Source organism: Bacillus sp. F19 (assembly GCA_023823795.1).
Classification (GTDB): Bacteria; Bacillota; Bacilli; order Bacillales; family Bacillaceae; genus Bacillus_P.
The window spans coordinates 3,230,907-3,253,426 of sequence record CP085710.1; the positions used below are offsets into that span (position 1 = coordinate 3,230,907).

26 protein-coding genes and 2 pseudogenes are annotated in these 22,520 nt (G+C 38.7%); 7 read left to right on the forward strand and 21 right to left on the reverse strand.

Translation table 11 applies throughout. The features are described 5' to 3' along the window. Window positions 1–53: 53 nt before the first annotated feature. The 8 genes and pseudogenes from LIT25_16395 to msrB form a co-directional block, all read right to left on the reverse strand. Window positions 54–668 (reverse strand): FMN-binding negative transcriptional regulator, encoded by a 615-nt coding sequence (locus LIT25_16395; GenBank protein USK32180.1) that lies wholly within the window; start codon window positions 666–668, stop codon window positions 54–56. Between the two features lie 3 nt (window positions 669–671). Then, on the reverse strand, window positions 672–815 hold the full coding sequence (locus LIT25_16400) for a hypothetical protein (GenBank protein USK32181.1): 144 nt from the start codon (window positions 813–815) through the stop codon (window positions 672–674). A gap of 513 nt (window positions 816–1,328) precedes the next feature. Beyond that, entirely contained in the window at window positions 1,329–1,529 is a 201-nt protein-coding gene (locus LIT25_16405; GenBank protein USK32182.1) for a cold-shock protein, read from the reverse strand. A gap of 406 nt (window positions 1,530–1,935) precedes the next feature. Next, window positions 1,936–3,291: pseudogene (locus tag LIT25_16410) on the reverse strand (IS1182 family transposase). Window positions 3,292–3,409: 118 nt separating this feature from the next. After that, a complete protein-coding gene (locus tag LIT25_16415; protein ID USK32183.1) occupies window positions 3,410–3,541 on the reverse strand; it encodes a YjcZ family sporulation protein in 132 nt (43 codons plus the stop codon). 107 nt (window positions 3,542–3,648) lie between these two features. Beyond that, the gene (locus tag LIT25_16420; GenBank protein USK32184.1) at window positions 3,649–4,419 is read right to left on the reverse strand and encodes a GNAT family N-acetyltransferase; all 771 of its coding nucleotides are present in this window, start codon (window positions 4,417–4,419) and stop codon (window positions 3,649–3,651) included. 4 nt (window positions 4,420–4,423) lie between these two features. Then, the gene (locus LIT25_16425) at window positions 4,424–4,810 is read right to left on the reverse strand and encodes a VOC family protein (protein ID USK32185.1); all 387 of its coding nucleotides are present in this window, start codon (window positions 4,808–4,810) and stop codon (window positions 4,424–4,426) included. Window positions 4,811–5,388: 578 nt separating this feature from the next. After that, complete coding sequence (msrB, locus tag LIT25_16430; GenBank protein ID USK32186.1) at window positions 5,389–6,336, reverse strand: peptide-methionine (R)-S-oxide reductase MsrB; 948 nt, start codon at window positions 6,334–6,336, stop codon at window positions 5,389–5,391. A gap of 181 nt (window positions 6,337–6,517) precedes the next feature. On the opposite strand from msrB, the gene LIT25_16435 reads away from it, so the two are divergent. Both LIT25_16435 and LIT25_16440 read left to right on the forward strand, forming a co-directional pair. Then, window positions 6,518–6,943 carry a MarR family transcriptional regulator gene (locus LIT25_16435; protein ID USK32187.1) on the forward strand — a complete coding sequence of 142 codons (426 nt, stop codon included), beginning with the start codon at window positions 6,518–6,520 and terminating at the stop codon, window positions 6,941–6,943. Window positions 6,944–7,021: 78 nt separating this feature from the next. After that, window positions 7,022–7,282 carry a DNA alkylation repair protein gene (locus LIT25_16440; protein USK32188.1) on the forward strand — a complete coding sequence of 87 codons (261 nt, stop codon included), beginning with the start codon at window positions 7,022–7,024 and terminating at the stop codon, window positions 7,280–7,282. 17 nt (window positions 7,283–7,299) lie between these two features. Here LIT25_16440 and LIT25_16445 read toward each other — a convergent pair whose 3' ends face one another. After that, window positions 7,300–8,100 (reverse strand): alpha/beta hydrolase, encoded by an 801-nt coding sequence (locus LIT25_16445; GenBank protein ID USK32189.1) that lies wholly within the window; start codon window positions 8,098–8,100, stop codon window positions 7,300–7,302. A gap of 149 nt (window positions 8,101–8,249) precedes the next feature. Here LIT25_16445 and LIT25_16450 point away from each other — a divergent pair, with 149 nt between their 5' ends. Together LIT25_16450 and LIT25_16455 are read left to right on the forward strand one after the other, a co-directional pair. Then, the gene (locus LIT25_16450) at window positions 8,250–9,011 is read left to right on the forward strand and encodes a DUF4397 domain-containing protein (GenBank protein USK32190.1); all 762 of its coding nucleotides are present in this window, start codon (window positions 8,250–8,252) and stop codon (window positions 9,009–9,011) included. Window positions 9,012–9,180: 169 nt separating this feature from the next. Continuing rightward, a complete protein-coding gene (locus LIT25_16455; GenBank protein ID USK32191.1) occupies window positions 9,181–9,396 on the forward strand; it encodes a hypothetical protein in 216 nt (71 codons plus the stop codon). A gap of 48 nt (window positions 9,397–9,444) precedes the next feature. On the opposite strand, the gene ypmT is transcribed toward LIT25_16455, so the two are convergent. From ypmT to LIT25_16490, 7 genes and pseudogenes are all read right to left on the reverse strand, one after another. Continuing rightward, on the reverse strand, window positions 9,445–9,642 hold the full coding sequence (ypmT, locus tag LIT25_16460) for a protein YpmT (protein USK32192.1): 198 nt from the start codon (window positions 9,640–9,642) through the stop codon (window positions 9,445–9,447). 13 nt (window positions 9,643–9,655) lie between these two features. Further along, the gene (locus tag LIT25_16465; GenBank protein USK32193.1) at window positions 9,656–10,771 is read right to left on the reverse strand and encodes a S1C family serine protease; all 1,116 of its coding nucleotides are present in this window, start codon (window positions 10,769–10,771) and stop codon (window positions 9,656–9,658) included. A 60-nt stretch (window positions 10,772–10,831) separates the two neighbouring features. After that, window positions 10,832–11,980 carry a zinc ribbon domain-containing protein gene (locus tag LIT25_16470; protein USK32194.1) on the reverse strand — a complete coding sequence of 383 codons (1,149 nt, stop codon included), beginning with the start codon at window positions 11,978–11,980 and terminating at the stop codon, window positions 10,832–10,834. Between the two features lie 317 nt (window positions 11,981–12,297). Further along, entirely contained in the window at window positions 12,298–12,882 is a 585-nt protein-coding gene (locus tag LIT25_16475) for a YpmS family protein (GenBank protein ID USK32195.1), read from the reverse strand. Between the two features lie 26 nt (window positions 12,883–12,908). Further along, window positions 12,909–13,703 carry an SGNH/GDSL hydrolase family protein gene (locus LIT25_16480; protein USK32196.1) on the reverse strand — a complete coding sequence of 265 codons (795 nt, stop codon included), beginning with the start codon at window positions 13,701–13,703 and terminating at the stop codon, window positions 12,909–12,911. Window positions 13,704–14,366: 663 nt separating this feature from the next. Then, window positions 14,367–14,477 (reverse strand): annotated as a pseudogene (locus tag LIT25_16485) (cupin domain-containing protein). A gap of 141 nt (window positions 14,478–14,618) precedes the next feature. Further along, the gene (locus LIT25_16490; protein USK32197.1) at window positions 14,619–15,191 is read right to left on the reverse strand and encodes an SCO family protein; all 573 of its coding nucleotides are present in this window, start codon (window positions 15,189–15,191) and stop codon (window positions 14,619–14,621) included. A gap of 180 nt (window positions 15,192–15,371) precedes the next feature. Here LIT25_16490 and LIT25_16495 point away from each other — a divergent pair, with 180 nt between their 5' ends. Then, window positions 15,372–15,962 (forward strand): hypothetical protein, encoded by a 591-nt coding sequence (locus LIT25_16495; protein ID USK32198.1) that lies wholly within the window; start codon window positions 15,372–15,374, stop codon window positions 15,960–15,962. On the opposite strand, the gene LIT25_16500 is transcribed toward LIT25_16495, so the two are convergent. From LIT25_16500 to ilvA, 3 genes are all read right to left on the reverse strand, one after another. Next, entirely contained in the window at window positions 15,912–16,754 is an 843-nt protein-coding gene (locus LIT25_16500) for a DegV family protein (GenBank protein ID USK32199.1), read from the reverse strand. The genes LIT25_16495 and LIT25_16500 overlap by 51 nt on opposite strands. A 102-nt stretch (window positions 16,755–16,856) precedes the next feature. Next, window positions 16,857–17,108: a YpmP family protein gene (locus LIT25_16505; GenBank protein USK32200.1), complete on the reverse strand. Its 252-nt coding sequence runs from the start codon at window positions 17,106–17,108 to the stop codon at window positions 16,857–16,859. Window positions 17,109–17,210: 102 nt separating this feature from the next. Beyond that, window positions 17,211–18,479: a threonine ammonia-lyase IlvA gene (gene ilvA / locus LIT25_16510; protein ID USK32201.1), complete on the reverse strand. Its 1,269-nt coding sequence runs from the start codon at window positions 18,477–18,479 to the stop codon at window positions 17,211–17,213. Between the two features lie 557 nt (window positions 18,480–19,036). Between ilvA and LIT25_16515 the strand changes: the two genes are divergently transcribed. Then, complete coding sequence (locus LIT25_16515) at window positions 19,037–20,098, forward strand: sigma 54-interacting transcriptional regulator (GenBank protein USK36312.1); 1,062 nt, start codon at window positions 19,037–19,039, stop codon at window positions 20,096–20,098. Beyond that, window positions 20,082–20,723: a hemolysin III family protein gene (locus tag LIT25_16520; protein ID USK32202.1), complete on the forward strand. Its 642-nt coding sequence runs from the start codon at window positions 20,082–20,084 to the stop codon at window positions 20,721–20,723. The genes LIT25_16515 and LIT25_16520 overlap by 17 nt, the downstream gene beginning before the upstream one ends. A 488-nt stretch (window positions 20,724–21,211) precedes the next feature. Here LIT25_16520 and LIT25_16525 read toward each other — a convergent pair whose 3' ends face one another. Continuing rightward, entirely contained in the window at window positions 21,212–21,694 is a 483-nt protein-coding gene (locus LIT25_16525) for a dihydrofolate reductase (GenBank protein USK32203.1), read from the reverse strand. Then, window positions 21,691–22,485 carry a thymidylate synthase gene (locus LIT25_16530; GenBank protein ID USK32204.1) on the reverse strand — a complete coding sequence of 265 codons (795 nt, stop codon included), beginning with the start codon at window positions 22,483–22,485 and terminating at the stop codon, window positions 21,691–21,693. The genes LIT25_16525 and LIT25_16530 overlap by 4 nt, the downstream gene beginning before the upstream one ends. Between the last annotated feature and the right edge of the window lie 35 nt (window positions 22,486–22,520).

Consider the following 22,520-nt stretch of genomic DNA (forward strand, 5'->3'; position numbering starts at 1 on the left):
TTAGATTAGGCATAAGGAATAAAGGAACGCTGCTTATTAGTTGCGCCCCTTTTTTATTTTATTTTTATATTACCCTTCATCAATTCAGCTATTTGCATGGCATTTTCAGTATTCAATTTTTCAAGTTGATTGATAACGTCCTGCTGTCTTTTTGCGGGATGATTCTGGCTGAGTTTGCGTTTGCCTTCCAGCTTGTCTATTTTTATCTTAAAGCCGACAATTCCTCTGCTCAAGCCTTGAATATAAGAAGGCTCTGCACGATCCAATCGGTAAGAGCTATCTGGTTTTTCATATTTATTTACAAGTGCTTTTAATGTTTTCATCAATTCTATTTCGTTTTCTATAAGCTCGGCTCTGCCATAAACATGTGCAGCTGTATAGTTCCACGTGGGCACAGCATCTTGTGTCTCATACCATGAGGGTGATATGTAGGAATGAGGTCCTGAGAAAACAGCCAGCACCTTTTGATTCAGCAGGTCTTTCCATTGCGGATTCTGCTTGGCCACATGTCCGTAAAGGCAATTTTCTGTTCGATCTAATGAAAGTGGAAGGTGTGTTGCATACGGGAGGCCTTCATGCTGTGAAAAAAGCACAGCAAAGCTATTCTCCTCTATAATTCTGTATATTTCTTCTTTTTCATTCATTTTAAAGTGTTTTGGAATATACATATTCTACCCCTCTCTAATCACTTTTCTGATATTAAATTTCCATCTGGCTCCTGGTTTGATCTGTGCATTCTGCAATTTGCGGATTTTGCAGTCTCCATTTCTTTCAGCCGGAATTTTGCATGTAAAGTCTTTGTTCGTTTCTTTCATCTGAAATCCTTCTTTTTAAGCTGAAGTCTACTGCATTTTCTTGCTTAGCGGGACAGCGGAGAGATCTTAGGCAGCAATGGCCTGTCATTTAATTAATATCACTCTCTTCAGCTGCATTCGGTTTTGATCATTTAGCCAAATTTATGAATTTTATAGCCAAAATCAGAAATGTTCTAGCCAATTTCCCCTTTTATCCAGCCGAATTCGGCATTTATTTAGCCAACCGCTTTTTCCTAATAGCCAGAAATTAAATTTTTTAATCGATGTTTGTTTTTACTAGCTAAAATACCTATTTGTTAGCTGAAACCTTGGTTTATCAGCAGTATCTTCTTCTAAAAAAAATCAATGCATCTGCATTCCTGTTTTAAGACCTCTTTTTGGAAAGGCCTGGATCTTCTCATATAGCAAAAAAACTTCCTTTTTAGCCAAGCTTTCAATCTAAGCCGGTTCGATTCCAGTAAAAAGCACAAAAAAACAGCCCTGAAATAAGGGCTGCCCGGACGTTTATATGGATTATGCTTTGCGAACGTTAGTTGCTTGAAGTCCACGTTGACCTTGCTCAGTTTCAAATGTAACTGATTGGCCTTCTTCTAATGTTTTGTAGCCTTCGCCTTGAATAGCTGAGAAATGAACGAATACGTCTTCTCCACCTTCAACTTCGATGAATCCAAAACCTTTTTCTGAGTTAAACCATTTTACTTTACCTTGTTCCATGTTATGTTGCCTCCTAGTGTGTAAACACACAATGTATTACTATTCTTGTTCATGTTCAGTTCAATCAAGACGTATGCTTTTTGAAACTTGTACTGCGAACAAAAATAATTCTCCTTCATCATAACAGTTCGACAAGTGAATAGCAATTTTATTTCAAATTTTTCCTTTTAAAACACAAAATGAGGAATTAATTCCTATATTTATTCATTTCATTTCATAATTTCGCACTTCTATTATACCAATGCGGGATCAGCATTTCATTCTGCACTTTTTTTACACAAAGAAAAAAGCCTCATATGAGAGGCTTCAGATTGTAGACAAAAGGCATTCGGATGAACTCTATCCGAATGCTTTTTGTCATTTCTGGGGCTAATTTGATGTTTGTAGGCCTATTCGTTGACTATTTTTATACCGCTTTCGCTGGCTTCCATGTCCAGGATGCCAACTTTTTCAAGTTCATGGCAGCAAAAGTAAGCATCGCCTGCATGGACAATTTTTTGAGTCCTCTCAACGTTGTCCAACGCATACCATGCTTTTCTTTTGCATCTGCAAAGACACGCTCTATCGTTTCTTTGCGTTTTGCATAAATTGTTTTGTTCTCTTCTGTATGACGAAGGTGTTCAGCTTCATCTAAGTATTCTTGCCAGAGATGCCTTTCAATCAATTTCTGATGATTTTGGCTCTCCGTACATTGGCTTAGGAATGGGCAATTTTCACAAACCTTCGGATCGGAAGAGTATTGTCTGTATCCTTTTTTCGTAGTAGTTCTGTAAGGAAGCACTTGATCGTGCGGGCATATGTAACAATCAAAATGTTCGTCATACACATAATCACTTTTCTTGAAAAATCCATCTTTTGTTTTTGGCCGTGTATAAGGAAAAACCGGACGAATTTCTTTTTCGTTCAAATAGTGAGCAAGAGCAGGGTTCTTGTAAGCAGCATCGGCAGCAACAGCAACAGGTTTCTTGTGAAGCTCAGTTACTTGATCAGTAGAGGCTCGAATATTGCACTGTCGTGCACGTTACCAGGCGTAACGATTGTCCCCAGAACAAATCCTTTTTCGTCAGAGGCTGTGTGAAATGAGTAAGCGAACTGTTTTGTTCTTTCATCTTTTACGTAATAGCCACTTTCCGGATCCGTCGTACTTTCTTTAATCACTTTCTCTTCCGGTTCAAATTTATCTGGGGAAAAGGCTTTTTCCGTTTTCTTCGCGGTCTAGATTGAGTTCGTTTTGGAGCCTTTCCTCATATGATTTCGTTTCTTTTCGTACGATCTTTTTCTGATACTTTCGTTTATTAGCACTAGCCTTTACGTGAGTTGAATCAATAAATACCTGTTCTCCATTGACCAGTTTCTTATCAATCGCCTCTTTTAAGATGCGGTAAAATATCTGCTCAAACAGATCTGTATCCTTAAAGCGCCGTTCATAGTTTTTACCGAATGTTGAGAAGTGGGGCACCTTGTCATGAAAACCAAAACCCAAAAACCAACGGTAGGCTAAGTTGGTTTCAATCTCTTCAATGGTTCTTCTCATGGATCGAATACCGAAAAGGTATTGGATGAAGGTCATTTTAATCAATATGACCGGATCAATACTTGGACGACCTCGATCTGCGGAATAGACTTTCTCTACTAATGGATAGATGAAAGAAAAATCGAGAGCTTGTTCAATTTTACGGACTAAGTGATCTTCCGGCACCAACTGTTCAAGTGTAATCATTTCTAGTTGATCGCGATTCATTTGATTATTTTTAGACAACATCCAAATCACCTCTGTATTGTTCTATTTTCATTATATAAAAAAACTGCCGACAAATCCCCCAAAAAGGGGGGATTTGTCGACAGTCTGAAGCCTCATATGAGAGGCTTTTTTCTTTCAACTAGTACATAAAAGTAGAACCAACAATAATTAACAAAATAAACAAGACAACAATCAATACAAAACTGCTTCCACACCCGCCGCTGTGAACAGGGTAAGAAGGATAAGAACATCCGCAGTCATAACCGTACATAAACAAACACCTCTTCATTTTTGATTTTCTTTACATGTTACTTTATGAGATAGGTGGTTGTCCCGTATGTGCATTCGCCCATTTACGTAAAAAAGAAAAAATAATCATTAAAGCAAATTTTTAAAAATATTCTCCTGCTCTAGCACTTTTACGAATCCAAGCTTTTCATAAAAAGCTCTGGATGCTGCTTCATTGACCGTTATAAGGTAAGCACATGCTGCTCCGAGCCGCTTTGACTCATTTAAAAGACATTTCATTAAAGATGAGCCATATCCCCTCCGCTGATATTCATCCAATATCGCTACCTCTTCAATTTTTGCAATGTTTGTGACAGGGGAAATGTAAAGCTCCGCGCTGCCGATCGGCACTTCATTTTCATAACAAACGTAAAGACGTATTTCTTTTGATAGATAAAAAGGTTTTTTCCGCTTCATTTTATTTTTTGCGAATGACGCGCTAATATGTCTGGCATCATAAAGCTCCATGGCATGACATGCATCATGAAGGGCATCACCCTCACCGAGCTTTGTTATGACTTTGGTGCAGGTTTCCAGATGTTTTAAATCATGATAATAATACAAGTCAAGATCGCAAAAGTAGTCCTCAGATGTTAAATAGGACAGCATTTTTTTATCTACCCTTGCATTAAGAGGAAGCTTAACATGTATGAAACTGCGATTTAATGCCTGCCTGGTTGACGAGAGCACTTCTCTTAATAGGATGGGGTGATAAGGAGTCGTCATTTTAGCAAAATGATGACTGTACATCCCTTTTAGCGCATCATCCTTGAATGCTTTATAAAGCGCTGTTTCTTTCACGCGGCAAAATAAATGCAGATACTCTTCTTCCGCTGTATCCAGCTCTTTGGAAAAATTCATCATCCTAGCCATTCATTGGTTCGAAATACTCAATCCACTGACCATCTGGACCTTTAAGAAAGAGATATTTCGCTCCATTTGGCAATGGTGTGATTTTGTCATAAATAAATTCGGCACTAAGGCTGCGCAGCCTTTCCTCTTCGGATTCGATATTGCTTACCTTAAAAGCAACATGATGCACTTTTCCTTCTGCAGGGAGATTTGAATTGTACCCTTCTATCAATTCGACGATAATGGAATTATTTATTCCTAAAAAAGCAAGCTTCATATTCCCGTCAGTATGTAAAAATTGATCCATCAGTTCTAACCCTGCGACAGATTGATAAAACTCAATTGATTTCTCTATATCCGCTACTTGTATCCCAACATGTTCAAACCCTTTAATTGTCATAGAGATATCCTCTCCTCTTGCATTTGTTTATAAGATTATATCAAATTCCTATGATTCTATCAGAAAAGGTTGATTTTTCCGAAAAAAAAATCTACATCACATTCAGTGCATTAAATATGTATACATTTTTTCTTACAATGTGATTGCAGTGGGTCTAGCTGGCAGCGACCTGCATTAGAAGCTTTTGTCCCGTCGCCAAAGCGCAGAAATCGTCACCAGTCAGCCAAATAGGGTACAGCCTTCTAATAAAGGAATCATTCCAGCGAATCGTCGTCCCTTCATTTAATATTGATGCAAATGTCAGCCTGACTGATGACGGAACAATGGAGCTTCCTGCTGATGACAAGCTGACAGCCTTGCAGGAAAACGGAACCTTTCCCGCAACGTTCCAAATAATAGGATTTTGGCTGTTATTGTCTTTGCCATTTCTTTCATCATTTATGATTACCAAAAATGGCAGGAGAGTATTTTTAGTGATAACTGGAAATAGCTTTTTTTAATCAGTAACATTTTCCTGCATTCCGCCAAATTGCACTCCAATTAAAAAAGGGCAGCCCGCAGGCTGTCCTCTTACGTTTCTATTGAAAAAGCACCAAATATTTTCCGTATCCCTCTTTTTCAAGATCTTCTTTAGGAACAAATCGGAGTGATGCCGAGTTAATGCAGTATCTGAGGCCGTTTGGACCTGGTCCGTCGTTAAACACATGACCGAGATGAGAATCGGCAGATTTGCTTCTGACCTCTGTACGGATCATGAAATGAGAAAAATCTTTTTTCTCTACAACTTCATGTTCGGTAATTGGTTTGGTGAAGCTTGGCCAGCCGCAGCCTGCATCGTATTTATCTGTTGAGCTGAAAAGCGGTTTACCTGAAACGATATCCACGTAAATACCGTCTTGTTCATGATCGTAATACTCATTTTGAAATGGACGCTCCGTGCCATTATTTTGAGTGACTTCATACTGAATAGGCGTTAGTTTTTCTTTCAGATTGCTTTTGTCCCAATGGTCTTTTATATATGCATCGCGTCCTGAGCCTTTGCGGTACTGATTATATCTTACAGAACTTTTTTGATAGTATTGCTGGTGGTAGTCTTCTGCTTCGTAAAACGGTTTGGCCGGCAAAATCTCTGTAACAATCGGCTTTTTAAAGCGTCTGCTTTCTTCAAGCTGCATTTTTGATTTTTCCGCAAGCTGCTGCTGCTTTTCATTATGAAAGAAGATGGCTGTGCGGTAGGAATCTCCTCGGTCATAAAATTGACCGCCGGCATCCGTCGGATCAATTTGCTGCCAGTATAGTTCAAGCAATCTCTCGTACGGAAAAATATCAGGATTGAATGCAATTTGCACGGCCTCATAATGACCGGTTGTCTCACTGCAGACTTCTTCATACGTTGGATTTTCTTTATGTCCGCCAGTATAGCCTGAAGTTACGCTGCTAATGCCAGGCAGTTCATCAAACGGCTGAACCATGCACCAGAAGCAGCCTCCAGCAAATGTGGCAAGCTCTGTTTTTTTCTCAGTCATCTTAACTCCTCCTCTTCGAGTGAATCTATGTTCCAATTATATCATTTCCAGCTTTAAATCCCAGAATTCTGCTCTCTTCCTCCATTCTTCTTGACAATCTATGTTTGTTTCATTACATTTAATGAATATTTATGTAGATGAACGATGCCGTTCTCTATTGTTCTGCCCGGGAGGTTTGGAAGTGGAAAATCGTGAACAAATGATGTATGAAATGGAATCCCTAATGAGGAATATCGTTCGGCAGCTCAGAAATGAAATTAACCATGTGCTCAGCAACGTATTGTCGCGAAACGAATTTATAGTTATGAAGAGCTTAAAAGATAACGGCCCGTTAAATTCAAGCGTATTGGCTAAAGAGCTGGATGTTTCGGCAAGCCATATTACAACCGTAACGGATTCTCTGATTGCCAAAGAGCTGATTACAAGAAAAAGGTCTCCAAACGATCGCCGCATCACCGTCATTGAACTCTCTGAACAGGGACATCTTGTATTAGCAGAATTTGAAAATAAGAAAACCGAATTTTTTTCAAAGCGCTTTCAGTGCTTTACAGATGAAGAGCTTTATCAGCTGATTCAGCTTTTCGGAAAACTCGACCGCTCCAAATAGAGTTCAGTAATCTCAGGCAAATACATAATCTTCCCTTGTAATGGAAAAAATACCACTATAACAAGAGGAGGTTTCAATATGACTGCACCTTATCTGTGTCCGAACTGCAAAACGAATCGAACAAGGTTTAATTTAATTGAACAGACGGCAAAGTCCGTTAAGCTTGATCCTCAAACCGGAAGCGTTGTTCAGGAATTTTCTCAAGAAGCACTCGAACCTTTTCACCTAGCCTATAAAGGCCCGCATTATAAAGTTCAATGCGGCGTGTGCGGATTGATTGAGGATGAACTCACGTTTGTGAAGCTTGCCCAATTGAATCAAAATGGAAAAAACGCTTAGCTAAGCGTTTTTTTCATTTATTTTTTGCCGTTTTTTTCGAGAAATTCAACTATGAATTCTGTTGTGTGTTCAGGCTCCTCAAGCATTCCCATATGTCCGCTGTTTTCAAGCAGGCGTTCAGTTATATGATTTCCCTTATGTAAAAGCGTTTTTTCCTTAGGAATAATTTGATCTTCTCTGCCTGCTATAAGCAGAATGGGCAGTTCTTCTTTTTTCAGAACCTCCTGGAGGTCAGCCCGGTTTTTCATAGCCTCTAATGCACCTATTGCCCCGTACTGAGAGGTTTTAAAACCGATTTGTTTTGCTGACTCTACTTCACCCTTTAATCTTTCCAAATTTCCTGGAGCAAATAGCTTTGGAATTAAGTCTTCAACAAAACCTTCTATCCCCTCTTCCTCAATCCGTTTCATTCCCTTTTCACGATTAGCTTTTCCGCCTTCATCATCAGGAAGTGCTGTTGAATGCAGAAGCGAAAATGAGTGAAGCATATCTGAGAATCGGTTTGCAAATGCAAGCGTTACATACCCTCCCAGAGAGTGGCCGATCATGGTCACTTTGTCAATTTCGAGAACTTGAATCAATTTAGCAATATCATCTGCCATTCGTTCAATCCTGAAATCACCTTTAGCTGTGCTTGAATGGCCATGCCCTCTTAAGTCAACAGCAATAACACGATGCTTTTTTGACAGTTCTGGAATGATTTTTTTAAAGTATTCGCGGCTGCCGCAAAACCCGTGCAGCAGAATAATACAATGTCCGGCTCCATCATCTGAGTAAGAGAGTGTGACTTCTCCAACGTTTTGATCATAATGCTCCATTTTAAATACCTCCAGATTTAGACGTCTAGTGTAAGCTACCCTACTTGCTGCCAACTAAAACATGGTTTAGTGGAATAAATAAAATTAGTGACATTTACCTATCTCCCCTCATATGTTAATGACGAATGAATAGATGGGAGTGCGCTAAAATGAATGGGAAGAATAAATATGCCGAAAAAGCCATGATGTACGATTTGCTTGCCAAATTTTACAAGTACAGCGATCCTCAGAAGCATGTCATGTATTATCAAAAACATTTAAATGAGATGCAAAAATGGATGTATAGCATGCAATATCAGTCAGCACGTTTGCCGCAGGCTCAATTGGAGCCCGGAATGTCAAGAGTCAGAGTGATTCATGCATCGCCAGACGCTCCAGCTGTAGATATTTACATTAACGGGAAACTGACTCTGCAAAATGTAAAATACAAAGAAATCAGTGACTATCTCGAATTTCCAGCAGGACAGTACAGGGTAGATCTATATGCTGCCGGAACAACAAACCGCCCTGTTCTGACAGATATGTATATGCTTCTGCCGGGAATCACTTACACAATTGCGGCAGCAGGAAATCTATCTGCACTCAGGCTGATTCCATTTGTTGACAGAACGTTCGTGCCGGCAGGAGAAGCAAGTGTTAAGTTTGTCCACTTATCTCCCGATGCTCCTGCTGTTGACATTGCAGTTAAAAATGGAGACATCCTTTTTAAAAATGTTCCATTTCTCGAAGCTACAAAAAACATTAAAGTGACTCCAGGAAGAGTAGATTTGGAAGTTCGTATTGCCGGCACGGACAATGTCGTCCTGACTGTTCCTAAAGTTCAATTTAAAGCAGATACAGCCTATACGATTTTTGCAGTTGGATTTGCAAATGGCACACCACAGCTAGAAGTTATAGTCACTATTGGATAAAAAATCTATTTTTTAACAAATTGTAAAATTACTAAGCGAATGTAAAAAGCATGTTCAGTTTTCGTAAAAATGACATTTTTCCTCCAAAAATGGATTATGATGAGTTTGACCAGCAGACATGCAGGTTAAAAAATCTCATTCAGATAGGTTACAAGGGAGGAAAAAGAAAATGAAGAAAGATATGCTATTAAAAGTTGGGGCTTCTTTATTGGCAATCTCATTAATGACTGCTTGTAACGACACAGAAACGGACGCACCTGAAGAAGACAACATGGAAGAAACAGAAGGTACAGAAGAAGAAACTACTACTGAAGAGGGCACTGAAGAAGAAACTACTGAAGAAGCACCTGAAGAAGGAACTGAAGAAACTGAAGAAGGCAAATAATCGTTCGATAGACAAAAAGGAGGCATATCGCCTCCTCTTTGTAATGGATTAATTGTTTTTCCGTCTTTTCTTTTCATCTTTTAAATGAAGTGAATAAACGGCTGCACTCAGAAAAATTGCACAATATGAGACATTCATAAACACCTCATCCGTTTTTTCCTCTACATAGGCAAAATATGCTATTCCTCCAAAATACATGGAAATGAATAAGCCTGCCACACTAAATAACATATATACATCTTTCATTCACATCACCTCTTCATTTTTTCTTTTCTTCGATTATTCTGGCCTGTTCATTTTCATATGCCACTATATAAGAAGCTTTATATTTCTGCTCAACTTTATTGCCGTTTTGTTTGATCTCAGCGATTACGTCTGCATCAACTTGAATCTTTTCACCTTTTTTCTCTGTATTGAGATGTTGAATTTTGATAGACAACAAATCGTTAAACTGATTTCTAAAGGCTTCATATGACCTTTCAGACTTTAAACTGCTCCCTAATAATGAATAGGCCGTTACATAGTCGTGGAAGTCAATACTTTCTATGTAGTAGCTGATTAAATACTCTGCTGTTTCTAACTTTTTATTTTCACTTATTTCCTCTGAAACGTCAAGACCCAGATCTGTTGGAAGAGATTTCATCGGGTTTTGTGACCAGCTTTCTGCAAGTGGAAGTATATCTTCAATAGGTATGCTGAATCCGATTTCTCCTTCTTCCATTCTGGCGGAATTCATTCCGATGACTTGTCCATCATTCCGTTCCAAAAGGGGCCCCCCGCTGTTTCCGGGTCCAATAGGTGCAGAAATCTGATGAACTCCCGAATACTTGTAGGGAGGCAGATCAAAATCTCGATTTGTTCCGCTGATGATCCCTGTAGTAACAGTATTTTGCAAACCAAGCGGACTTCCAAGCGCTACTATTTCCTGTCCAAGCTCTGCATCATGATGCTTTGATATCCGCACCGGCTCCTGATTCTTTAATCCTTCTACTCTCACTAACGCAACATCCGTTTCAGTGCTGATTCCAATCACATGCCCGTTAAATCCTTTCGCATCGGTGGTTCTGACTTTAACATCTTTAACACCTGCTACGACATGCGCGTTTGTGATAATGTCTCCCATTTTATTATAAAGAAACCCTGAACCAACTGTTCCATCTGCAAGCTCCACCATGACAACCTTCTTTTGGGCTTCCCTGATAATTTCTTTTAATTCAAGTTCTGTCTCCTTCTGCTTTTCCTTGTTTTCAAGGAGGATTTCTGACTCGGCGAATACATTATCTGCTGCAGAATACTGAATGCGGAAATAGCCAAAAACCCCTGCTGAAATAATTAGAATAGACAATGTGATGCTTATTATCCAGTTTTTTTTCATATTCCTGCCTTTCTTATCCTTTAATAAATACTTCACAAAGCTGATTGCAAAAAAAAACGATTAGTCTTGGTACAACATGATATTTTCAATAGTGAAAACAACATCGTCATTTACGCCATATGTGATGTGTTCGAATGCTGCCTCTTTTCCCGGTTTCAATTCATTCGGATAGACGTTTGTTTTGCCTCTTTCAATCTCTTTTCCATCTTTGTCAGAAACCGTGAATTGGACGGTTATAGAGTGAATGGCAGATTTAGAAGTATTTTTAATTTTTCCTGAAGTTTTTGCATCTCCGAATTCATCTACTGTCACTTTTGTTTCTAAAACCTTAACAGCTTCATCTTTTAAGCGTTTTTCCTCTTTTGCAACTGTAACAGCTCTCTCTATCCTTTTTTGTTCAGCCTGTTCGAAAGCCGTTTTTTCAGAAAGGATTTTATCTTTTAAAGACAATAGCTTTTCATTGTCCCCATCATATTGCAATGCTTTATCAACTGTCACAATGGCTGAGTTGAATTGCTTTTGAGTTAAATCCTCCTCAGCATTCGCTGAACCAATCATTACCATTTTAGATTTGATTTGTTCTTTCACTATGTCTGCTTCAGCTGCGTCAAGAACAGTGACCTCTTTAAGTTTTTCAGCTAACTGATCAATGGAATTCAGTTCATTTATTTGTTCTTTGATTTCTCCGACCGTTACATTCATATCTGCCTTGCTGAGTTCAGACTGCAGGCGGCTGTAAAGGGGAGATGAATGTCCGCTGATGATTCTGGTTAATAAATCAATTTCTGTTGAGGCTTGATCATAGTTGCTTTTTTGAATATGTTCTTTAATTTGTTCTAAATCCTGATTATATTCCTGAATCAGCATAATCAGCTCTTTTTCCTGTTTAAGCACATCATATCCACTTCTTAATTGGATGCCCTTTTCAGCATATTGAAGTGCTTTACTGTATTCTCCTGCTAAAGCTGATTGCTCTGCTTTTTTTTGAAGCGTAACTACTTCTTCATTTTTTGCTGCTTCATGCTCGTATACAGCAAATAATAGACTTGAAACTAAAACAAAACTCACAGCAGGAAGTATGTATAAAGAACGTTTGGATAAACGATAGAGTTTCCGTTCCCTGTCATTCATAAATAATTTTTTTCCGCAATGCGGACAGTAGTTTGAGAATTTTTCAATCTCTTTTTCTCCGCAATAATGACATTGCATTGAAGCTGCCTCCTCTGCCGGCATGTCCTAACTGCCTAATTTCAACTAAATCTTTCATAAGTATACATGCTTCATTTTGATCCTACTACTATCATTTATTCTTATTAATCCACTGAAAATATGACTTAATTCCTATTCATCGGACTAAGGAATCTGTAAAAGGGTTTGCTTTTTATAATGAAGTTCCCATCATAAATAGCTTTCTTTTATTTTTACAGCCTTAAATTCACTTGCTGCGAATCATTCGGTGACTTTTGAATGATTTTCAAATAAATAAAACACCATATTCAAGTCAGAATATGGTGTTTTTAACGTAATCAGTATTGAATATCCATTGGAACATACAATTTAAATTTTATATCGTCATTTTTCAGATCAAATGATTCTGCTTTTGCACGCAGGTTATTTTTAAATTTAAGTTCTGTAATTTGAACATCAATGCTTTCATTTTTCGGATCAATGTATACATATTCCGGCAATGGATAGGTCTTTTTAATATAGCTCATCACGTACGGAACAGGTATAGGCAGACGGCCTATAGATAATTGCTTCACTTTAAGCAGCATGTTGCCGTCCTCTTTCACTTGAGGATCGAAGGAAAGAGTAAGATCAACGTCTTTATTGAATGCTTTTACGGTGCCGTATAAATTCACTTCTTTGTCAAGTTCTACGCGGTAATTCAGCTCTTTTGCTTTTGCTTCTTTAACCAGGTAATAATTAATCAGCAGATTTAGATCTTTTTTTGAAGAACTCACGGTAAAAGGAATCGTATCTGAGCTTGTCAGCTCTGCTGTCTCTGTCTGAGGCCGTTCAGCAGGCAGAAAAGGTGATACGATGATAAAAAGCAGAAAGATAAGGTTTAAGCTGAGTAAAACAATAAAGGCTGTTTTCCATTTTCTCATACAGTAATCATCCAATCTTTTTAAATCTAGTCTGAGAGGCTTGAGTATACTCTGTCTGCTATTAATGAATACCCTGTTTCACTCGGATGAAACTCATCAATATAGAGAAGTTTCCCAACCGATTTATTAGAAAAGAGGTCTTGGGTAGGGACAAAAATGGCATTTCCGTCTTCCATGATAATGCGGTTTGATGTCTGATTCCATTCTTCTACAATCGTGTCAATTTCACTGAGCTCAGGGAGCATAAATTTAAAAGGGTTATATAAACCTGTATATACAATGACTGCATCTGGGTTTGCTGTCCGGACCGTCTTCATTATTTTTTTGAACCGTTTTTCAAATAGAGGCTGTTCCTCGCGATATGGTTCAAGTTTAAGGTTTATAATATGATTGCGTGTAACCTTCATAATATCATTTCCGCCAATTGTCATCATAATGATATCGGCATCTCTCAATTTTTCAATGACTTTTTCATTTCCAAGAACTTTTATCAAATCGGTCGTTTTATGACCTCTGACTCCAAAATTGGACACATCTACAGACGAAATGTTTTCTTCGCGCTGCAGCAAATCACTGACATCGCCGACGTAGCCTCCATTATTATCGGCATCTCCTACACCGGCGGTTAATGAATCTCCTATAGCAACTATATTTAAATTACTGGGGACAAAGTTTTTGGGGATGGGTTCCTTCATCAGATGCTCTTTATTATTGACCGGTTTTGCAGCCATATCAGCAGGATTCCCTGATAATGCATTACAGCCGGAAAGCAGCATCAGTAATCCCATGAGCAAAATAAACAGATTTCGTATCGTAATCATCCCCTTGCACCGTTCTTTTAGCCTATGATTATATCATGTATTTGCGTACAGTTACAGCAAAAACGGATGAGCATCAGCACTATTCATTTATGCTTCCATACAATTAAGATTGATGCCTCATCATGGCAGGTTATACTGTATATTTCCGCAGTGATATTGAATCTTAAGCTGAACCATCAGGAAAGCTGTTTTTTCATCCTTTTCCCTGTTTTCGATTGATTCTCAATAAATGAAGGAACCATTCTTTGTAATAAAATAAAAAACGCTATTTTTCCTCTCAGAAAAATAGCGTTTTTTCTATCGCTTATATACTTAACATCTCATACAGTGATTTGCGCATATGTAAAAAAACAGATTAAAAAATTTGAGCAGTTGATGAAAGGAGCAGGTATTATGGAATCGCCGCTATCAAAGAGATCCATTCTTAAAAACAAAAGCGGCCTGTGGTTTAATAATCTGAAAGTGCTCAAATATTCTTAGCCGCATGACTTTTAATTACACTATTTGATGGCTGCAGAACCAGAATCATATTGCTCTATTAATACCCAGTATAGTACCCAGCAGGTGCATATGATTGCCAATAAGGCTGATGTGGATAATTTTGATGACAGGTGTGTTTTGTATTTCCTGCACGTTCTTGTCCGCAGTTTTTATAAGGACCAATATATGTAAGACGTTTATATAATTGCTGCTGTCCTTTTTAAATAAGGTGCTTTTATTTACGTCAAACGTGTATTGAACGGATGGAGAAGTATAATCCATATATGAAACCATATCCTTTCGCTTCACCTCTTTGATTGGATTGTCAATTTAGGTGTATTGTATTCTCGGTAAATCCAATAGGTGAATATCATGAAATATCGAAACTTTATCTGTAATGGAGCAAAAAAATCCGCAATCTGCGGATTTTTTTCATTACTGTATCTTTTTTACATCATCAATTATTTCATCATAATCTACATTTTCTACTCCGTCATAGTCTTTCATGACCTTGCCGTTCTGATCAATCAAATAAAACAATGTTCCGTGAATGACTTGATTCTGTCCTTCAGGCTTTTGAACGATCGTTTTAAAGCTGCTTTTTGCAAAGTTGTCGATTTCCTTTTGAGAATACCCGGTCAGGAAATCCCAATTTTCAAGTGAAAGAGGATATCTGCCTGCAAATTCCTTTAATTTCTCTGGGGTGTCCACTTCAGGGTCAACACTGAATGAGACGAGCCGCACATCTAATCCAGCTTCTTTCAACTGCTTCTGCAATTCTGTCATATGCGCCGTCATTGGCGGACAAACCGTATCACAGCTTGTAAAAATGAAATTTGCTACCCAGATTTCCCCTTTTAGATCATTCAAACCGACTGGCTTTCCATCCTGATTTATGTAGGAAAAATCAGCAATTTCATAATTAAGAGCTCCTTTTATACCGCTGGAACCGCATCCTGATAAGAGAGTAATAGTAAGTAAAAGTAATAGTATATAGTGTTTTTTCATTGCAGGGAGTCACCTTTCCTTTATAATCCAATATGAAAAGTTTAACAAAACATTAAGAGATTGGGAAGCACATGCTTGAAAGTGGTTACACAGTTCAAATGATTGACACAATTATCCTCCCTTCATGATGCTCTCAAAGTCAGCAATAAAAGCGTCATAGTTAAATTTAACCGCAATTCGGTGAACGGGGTAATCAGCAGATCTAATACTGATACTTTCAAATTTAATTCCGATACTTTCAAATTTAATTCCGATATTTCAGATTTAATTCCGATATTTTCAAATTTAATTCCGATACTTTCAAATTTAATTCCGATACTTTCAAATTTAATTCCGATACTTTCAAATTTAATTCCGATACTTTCAAATTTAATTCCGATACTTTCAAATTTAATTCCGATACTTTCAAATTTAATTCCGATACTTTCAAATTTAATTCCGATACTTTCAAATTTAATTCCGATACTTTCAAATTTAATTCCGATACTTTCAAATTTAATTCCGATACTTTCAAATTTAATTCAGATACTTTCAAATTTAATTCCGATACTTTCAAATTTAATTCCGATACTTTCAAATTTAATTCCGATACTTTCAAATTTAATTCTGATACTTTCAAATTTAATTCCGATACTTTCAAATTTAATTCCGTATAAATGTGAACAACCTCACGAAAGACCCCATAAAAAAACACATGGCATTGTCCATGTGTTTTTCAAACTATTCAGCAAAATACATAAATCCTATGGCACCTGGACCAGTATGTGTTGAAATAACAGGCGTTGTGTAGTATATCTCAATTGGATAGTCTGCATTCATTTCGAGGAGAGCATTTTTTAAGTTTGTTGCAAGCGCTAATGAATCTGCATGCACGATGCCAACAGCTTTTACTGTTTTGTTTTTCACATCTTCAGCGAACTGTTTGACGAGAAATTTCACAATTTGTGAGTGGCTCCGCACCTTTGTGACAGGGGTATAAACGCCATCTGCAAGCGAAGCAATCGGCTTGATATTAAGAAGTGAGCCAATCATCGCTTTGCCTCTGCCGATTCTGCCGCCTTTCACCAGGTTTTCAAGTGTATCTACCGTTACGAAAAGCTGGCTGTTTTTGCGAATGTGTTCAATCCGTTCGAGAATTTCCTGTTTGGAGGCACCTGCCTGGGCCATTTTTGCAGCTTCAATCACTTGAAAGGCCAGTGCCCTTGAAATAAACATGGAGTCGATTACGGTAACATCTGCATCTGTCATGCCCGCTGCACTTTCGGCTGAACGAACGGTGCCGCTCATGCCCCCGGTCATATGTATAGAAATGATACTGCTGCCGTCTGCACCGAGTTCATCGTAAACTTGTGCAAACTTTCCAACAGGCGGCTGAGAGCTTTTGGGAAGCTCGTCCGCTTCTTTCATTTTTTTTATAAATTCTTCCGGCCCTATGTCCACACGGTCAAGATAAGACTCATTGTCTATCACGATCGTCAGCGGAACTACTTTAATATCGTATTTTTCGATCATGTCATGACTTAGATCTCCTGTGGAATCAGTCACAATTTTAACCTTTGTCAACGGTATCACTTCCCTAATAATCTAACTATCTTGTATTATACCCTCAATTCTCATTTTAACAAAAGAAAAGACCGCAAGTTGTTTATGCGGTCTTACAGCGTGCTACGCGTTATGTTTTAAAATGTCAGGTTGATAAATGGCTTCATAATCTGGCCACTTTATTGATTTTTTCAAGTAATCCCTGAACGAATAAATATCGTTTGGATGGTTCTGTGCTGTGATCTTTGATAAAAACGTCTGCAGTCGGATTTGAACGAGAAATCGGTATTGATTATCTTCCTCCAATACTGGAATGTCTGTGATTTTTACCTTATGTCCATTTAACAGCTTGAACTCTAGGCTCTTGAATAACAAGTTATCAATCCTCTTTTTCACCCGTTTCTTATATTATAACCCAACTAAAAGCAGAAGTCTGTCTAATTGTGTCAGTAAAGGCTAAAATTTTCATTAAAAAAATCAGATGAAAAGATGAAATAAACTGCTGTCTTTTTTCACTTCAGTAAATGGAAAACCTTTTCGCTGCATTCTATTCAGCAAACCCGTGTAGTCCTCTTTGTTTTTCAGCTCAATTCCAACAAATGCAGGTCCGCTGTCGCGATTGTTCTTTTTCGTATATTCAAATCTGGAAATGTCATCGTTTGGACCGAGCACTTCATCGAGAAATTCTCTAAGTGCGCCGGCGCGCTGAGGAAAATTCACAATAAAATAGTGCTGCAGCCCTTCATACATCAGCGAGCGCTCTTTCATTTCCTGCATGCGGCCAATGTCATTATTCCCTCCGCTCACAATACAGACAATGTTTTTCCCCTTGATTTCGTCTCTGTAAAAATCAAGGGCAGCGATTGGAAGAGCACCTGCAGGCTCGGCAACAATTGCATTCTCATTGTACAGGCTTAAAATCGTGGTGCAAACTTTTCCCTCCGGCACAAGGATATGATCATCTACAGTCTGTCTGCAAATCGAAAAATTGTGATCTCCAATCCGCTTCACTGCTGCTCCGTCCACAAATTTATCAATATTTTCAAGCTCCACCACTTCTCCGGCTGTAATCGATTCCGCAAAAGAAGGTGCCCCCTCTGGTTCAACTCCAATGACCTTTGTACCCGGGGAAACTTGTTTAAAATAAGTCCCGATACCTGATATCAGTCCTCCTCCTCCAATACTTGCAAATACGTAATCAAGCTCTGCATCGCAGTCATTAAGAATTTCAATGGCAATCGTTCCCTGTCCGGCGATGACCTCTAAATCATCAAATGGATGAATAAAGGCCCTATTCTCTGACTCGCTGCATTCTCTTGCCTTTTTATATGAATCATCAAACGTGTCGCCAGTAAGTATAATCTCAATATGCCCTCGTCCGAAAAGCTCTACCTGGGATACTTTTTGTCTAGGGGTTGTGGATGGCATAAAGATTTTGCCGTGAATATTCAATTGCTTGCAAGAATAGGCTACCCCCTGCGCATGATTCCCGGCGCTGGCACAAACAATGCCATTAACGGTTTCTTCTTTTGTCAGCTGTTTAATTTTGTTATAGGCGCCTCTTAATTTGAAAGAACGTACTATCTGAAGATCTTCTCTTTTCAAATAGACGCTGCAATCATATTTTTCAGAAAGGCGTTCATCTTTTTGAAGAGGTGTATGAATGACAACATCTTTTAACAAATGGTGCGCCTTTAAGATGTCTGCCACATGAATGGCGGGTTCAAGATTCATCATTTGTTTCATAGGGTAAAATCCTTTCTGCATCAATGATTTAATTGGAACATTATATCATGAATATTCATAATTAAAAGTTATTATTAAAAAATTCTCATAATTTCTTAACATTGGTGGTTATTTTCTTGGAATTTGAACTTAAGAATGCCGGGGAGCCATTCATTGTTTTGTTGTAGCAGATGAAGACAATGGCCGTTTTATGATCAGAATGAGGATCCGGACGGCAAGGTTTTAACCCCGCACACGAATGAACACAATGGATCAGTGAAAACAGGTCAAGGGAACAGTTTGAAAACCAGCCACAGTTTAAGAAGTTATTGGAATAGTTATAAAGGGATTGATGCTGGATGCCTCAATCCTTTTTTCCACTAGCACCATTACATTTCATCCTCAGGTAAACCCAGTTCATTCAACTTGCCTGACGCTTTCATCTCAAAATTTTCTAAAAAAATAAATCTTATTGGTTCCAATTAGTTGTGTTTGGGTGTTATAATAAACCCAATTAATCATTTAAGGAGCTGAAAATCATCGAAAAACATGCACCCGCTTATTATTTTGATGATATTATTGGAGACCATCCACTTTTCATTGAAAAAAAATATATAGCTAAAAAGCTCGCAAAAGCAGATTTGCCGATAATTATCGAAGGTTCAACCGGAACCGGCAAGCAACTGTTTGCGAATGCCATCCATAATGGGTCAGAGCGGGCACAAAAGCCGTTTGCGGCAATAAACTGCAGTACATATTCAGAAGATGTCCTTGAATATGAACTTTTCGGCAATGAACACGAAAATAAACAAGGGCTTTTTGAAAAAGCTGATGGCGGAACTGTTTTTCTTAAAGAAATTTCAGACCTGAGTATGAAACTTCAGGCGCAATTGCTTCGTGTTCTGCAGGATAAACAAGTGCAGAGAATTGGATCCTCAAAGCCTGGTATGGTGGATGTACGAATTATTGCCTCATCAACCGTTCATTTAAAAGCGTTAATTGATGAAGGGAGCCTGCGCGAAGACTTCTACTATTATCTTAACGTATTGAAGCTGACGCTGCCGTCTTTAAACGAACGGAGCAGCGATATTCCTATCCTGTCCGCTTCATTTATAAAGCAGCGGGGCCAGGACGTCCGCATGGATAAAACGGTTTTGGACATTCTAACGAAATATCAATGGCCTGGAAATGTGCTGGAACTTAAGAATACTATTGATTATTTACTAACAGTCTGTGACGGCCGTTCCATTCAGCTGCACGATCTTCCTAAAGAACCATTTATGTCGCAGGAGTCTGCCAAACAGAAAAAAGAACCAAAAAATCAAAAGGATAAGCCGTTGACTCTAATGGACAAACAAGAATATCTTTTTATTCTGGAATGCATCCGTTCAAGCAATGAGGAAGGGGAGCCTGCAAGCCGAAGAATGATCTCTGACAGCAGCAAGAATTCGCGTCACCCTCTAACCCCTCAGCAGGTTAGGCATCGACTCGATTTCCTAGAGAAAAATGATTATGTGACAAAAGGACGGGGGCGTGCGGGAACGAAAATTACACTTGAAGGCCTGGATTTTCTTCAGTCCTTAACGGAAAATCTTCAAACGATAAATAAGGAGGCAGCGCAAAATGGAGTACTCGATTAAAGAAGAAATTGCAAACGCCATAACACATGGGATTGGTGTCCTGCTAAGTATACCCGCACTGGTCTATCTTATCATCTTTGCCTCAAAGTACGGTGACGCCTGGCATATAGTCAGCTTTTCAATCTTTGGCGCAACCATGATCCTTTTATATCTTTTTTCAACCTTGCTGCACGCAATTCCTCACCGCAAGGCAAAGGATGTTTTTGAAATTCTGGATCATTCCGCCATCTATTTGCTTATTGCAGGCACATATACGCCGTTTCTGCTCGTTCCTCTCCGGGGAACACTTGGCTTTACCCTGCTTGGTATTGTATGGGGACTTGCAATCGCAGGAATCGTGCTGAAAATTTTCTTCGTTAAGAAGTTTGTTATTTTATCAACACTTGCCTATATCCTGATGGGATGGCTGATTATTATCGCCATAAAACCTCTATATGCATTTTTAAGTCCTGAGGGATTTGCGCTGCTCCTTACTGGAGGACTGCTGTATACGATCGGAGCGATCTTCTATGTATGGAGAAAAATACCATATCACCACGCCATCTGGCACGGCTTTGTTCTAGCCGGCAGTGCAGCAATGTTTTTCTGTGTCCTGTTCTATATACCGGATGTACCATTTATATAGGTAATATAAAAAACTCTCATATGGCTTTGCCTTTGAGAGTTTTTGCGATTATAATCCTTCATTCTTTCAGCTGTTTTCTTTAAATCATTTCCTGAATAGTCTTCTGCCAAGAATAGCTTATATACTCTTACATTTACGTTTGAAGGTTTAAACCCTAGCCGCCATACTTTCCCATATTGACATAGGCCCCGTCAATAGCTACAGAACGATTGGAACGCCGGCTCCCGCTGCCATGCGCCATGCACCTGTTTTGAACTCGATTAAATCTTCTCCTGAGCTTCATGTTCCTCAGGAAAAATAATCAGGGAATGACCCGCCTAAAGCTTTTCCACGCCATCTTTTTAAAGTAAGAACAGCCTGTCATCTTTTTTTTGCGGTCAACAAACACAAAATCATGAAGGTAAATAACATTCTCAGCATCTTGTTTCTTCCTCCAGATGTGCGTAAGAAAAGCCTCTCATAAAGTGAGAGGCTTTGGATTGCATCTTCTATTTTTCAAAAACAATAAATTCAAAATCATACGGATTTTTTTCATCTTTTGGACCTTTTTCCCGATGAATGATTTTGTAAAGATCTTCTTTAAACTCAGGAAAATAAGTATCTCCCTCAAACGTTTCGTAAATTTTAGTCACATACAGTCTGTCTGCTGACTGAAGACACTCTTTAAAAATTTCAGCTCCGCCGATGATAAAGACATTTTGATCTGCATAAGCTTCATTTACGAGCACTTCATCTAAAGAATGAATGACTTTAACTCCCTCATGTGAATACTGCTCATTTCTAGTAAGAACGATATTCTCTCTGCCAGGCAGAGGTTTTCCGATCGAATCAAACGTTTTTCTTCCCATTAAAATGGGATGTCCCATCGTAACCTTTTTAAAATAAGCCAAATCTGCCGGTATCCGCCAAGGAAGATCATTGTTGCGTCCTATTAACTGATTTTCATCCATCGCCACAATCATTGAAATCATACGCTGACTGCTCCCTTAATATGAGGATGCGGGTCATAGCCTTCTAATGTAAAATCTTCATATGTGAAATCAAAAATTGACTTTACATCAGGATTCAGTCTCATTTTTGGAAGCTCCCGTACATCACGGGTTAACTGAAGGTCTATCTGTTCTAGATGATTTTTATAAATATGCACATCTCCAAATGTATGAACAAACTCTCCTGGTTCTAAATCTGTCACATGAGCCACCATCATTGTTAATAATGCATATGATGCAATGTTAAATGGCACACCAAGAAAAACGTCTGCAGAACGCTGGTAAAGCTGGCAGGACAGCTTGCCGTCAGCTACGTAAAATTGAAAAAAACAATGACATGGAGGCAGTGCCATTTCATCGACATCTGCAGGATTCCATGCACTCACAATGAGCCTGCGTGAATCAGGATTGTTTTTAATTTGGTTAATCAGCTTTGAGATCTGGTCAACCGTCTGACCGTCCGCCCCTGTCCATGAGCGCCACTGATGTCCGTATACAGGACCAAGCTCGCCATTTTCATCTGCCCATTCATTCCAGATGCGCACTCCATTTTCCTGCAGGTATTTTACGTTCGTATCTCCCCGCAAAAACCAGATTAGTTCATGTATGATTGACTTCAAGTGAAGCTTTTTCGTTGTCAAAAGAGGAAATCCTTCTTTTAAATCAAATCTCATTTGATATCCGAATGTGCTGATTGTTCCAGTTCCTGTCCGGTCTTCTTTTACGATTCCAGATTGCAGCACGTGTTTGCATAAGTCCAAATATTGCTTCATTTAAAGACACTTCCTTCGTTTAGATACTAGAGATA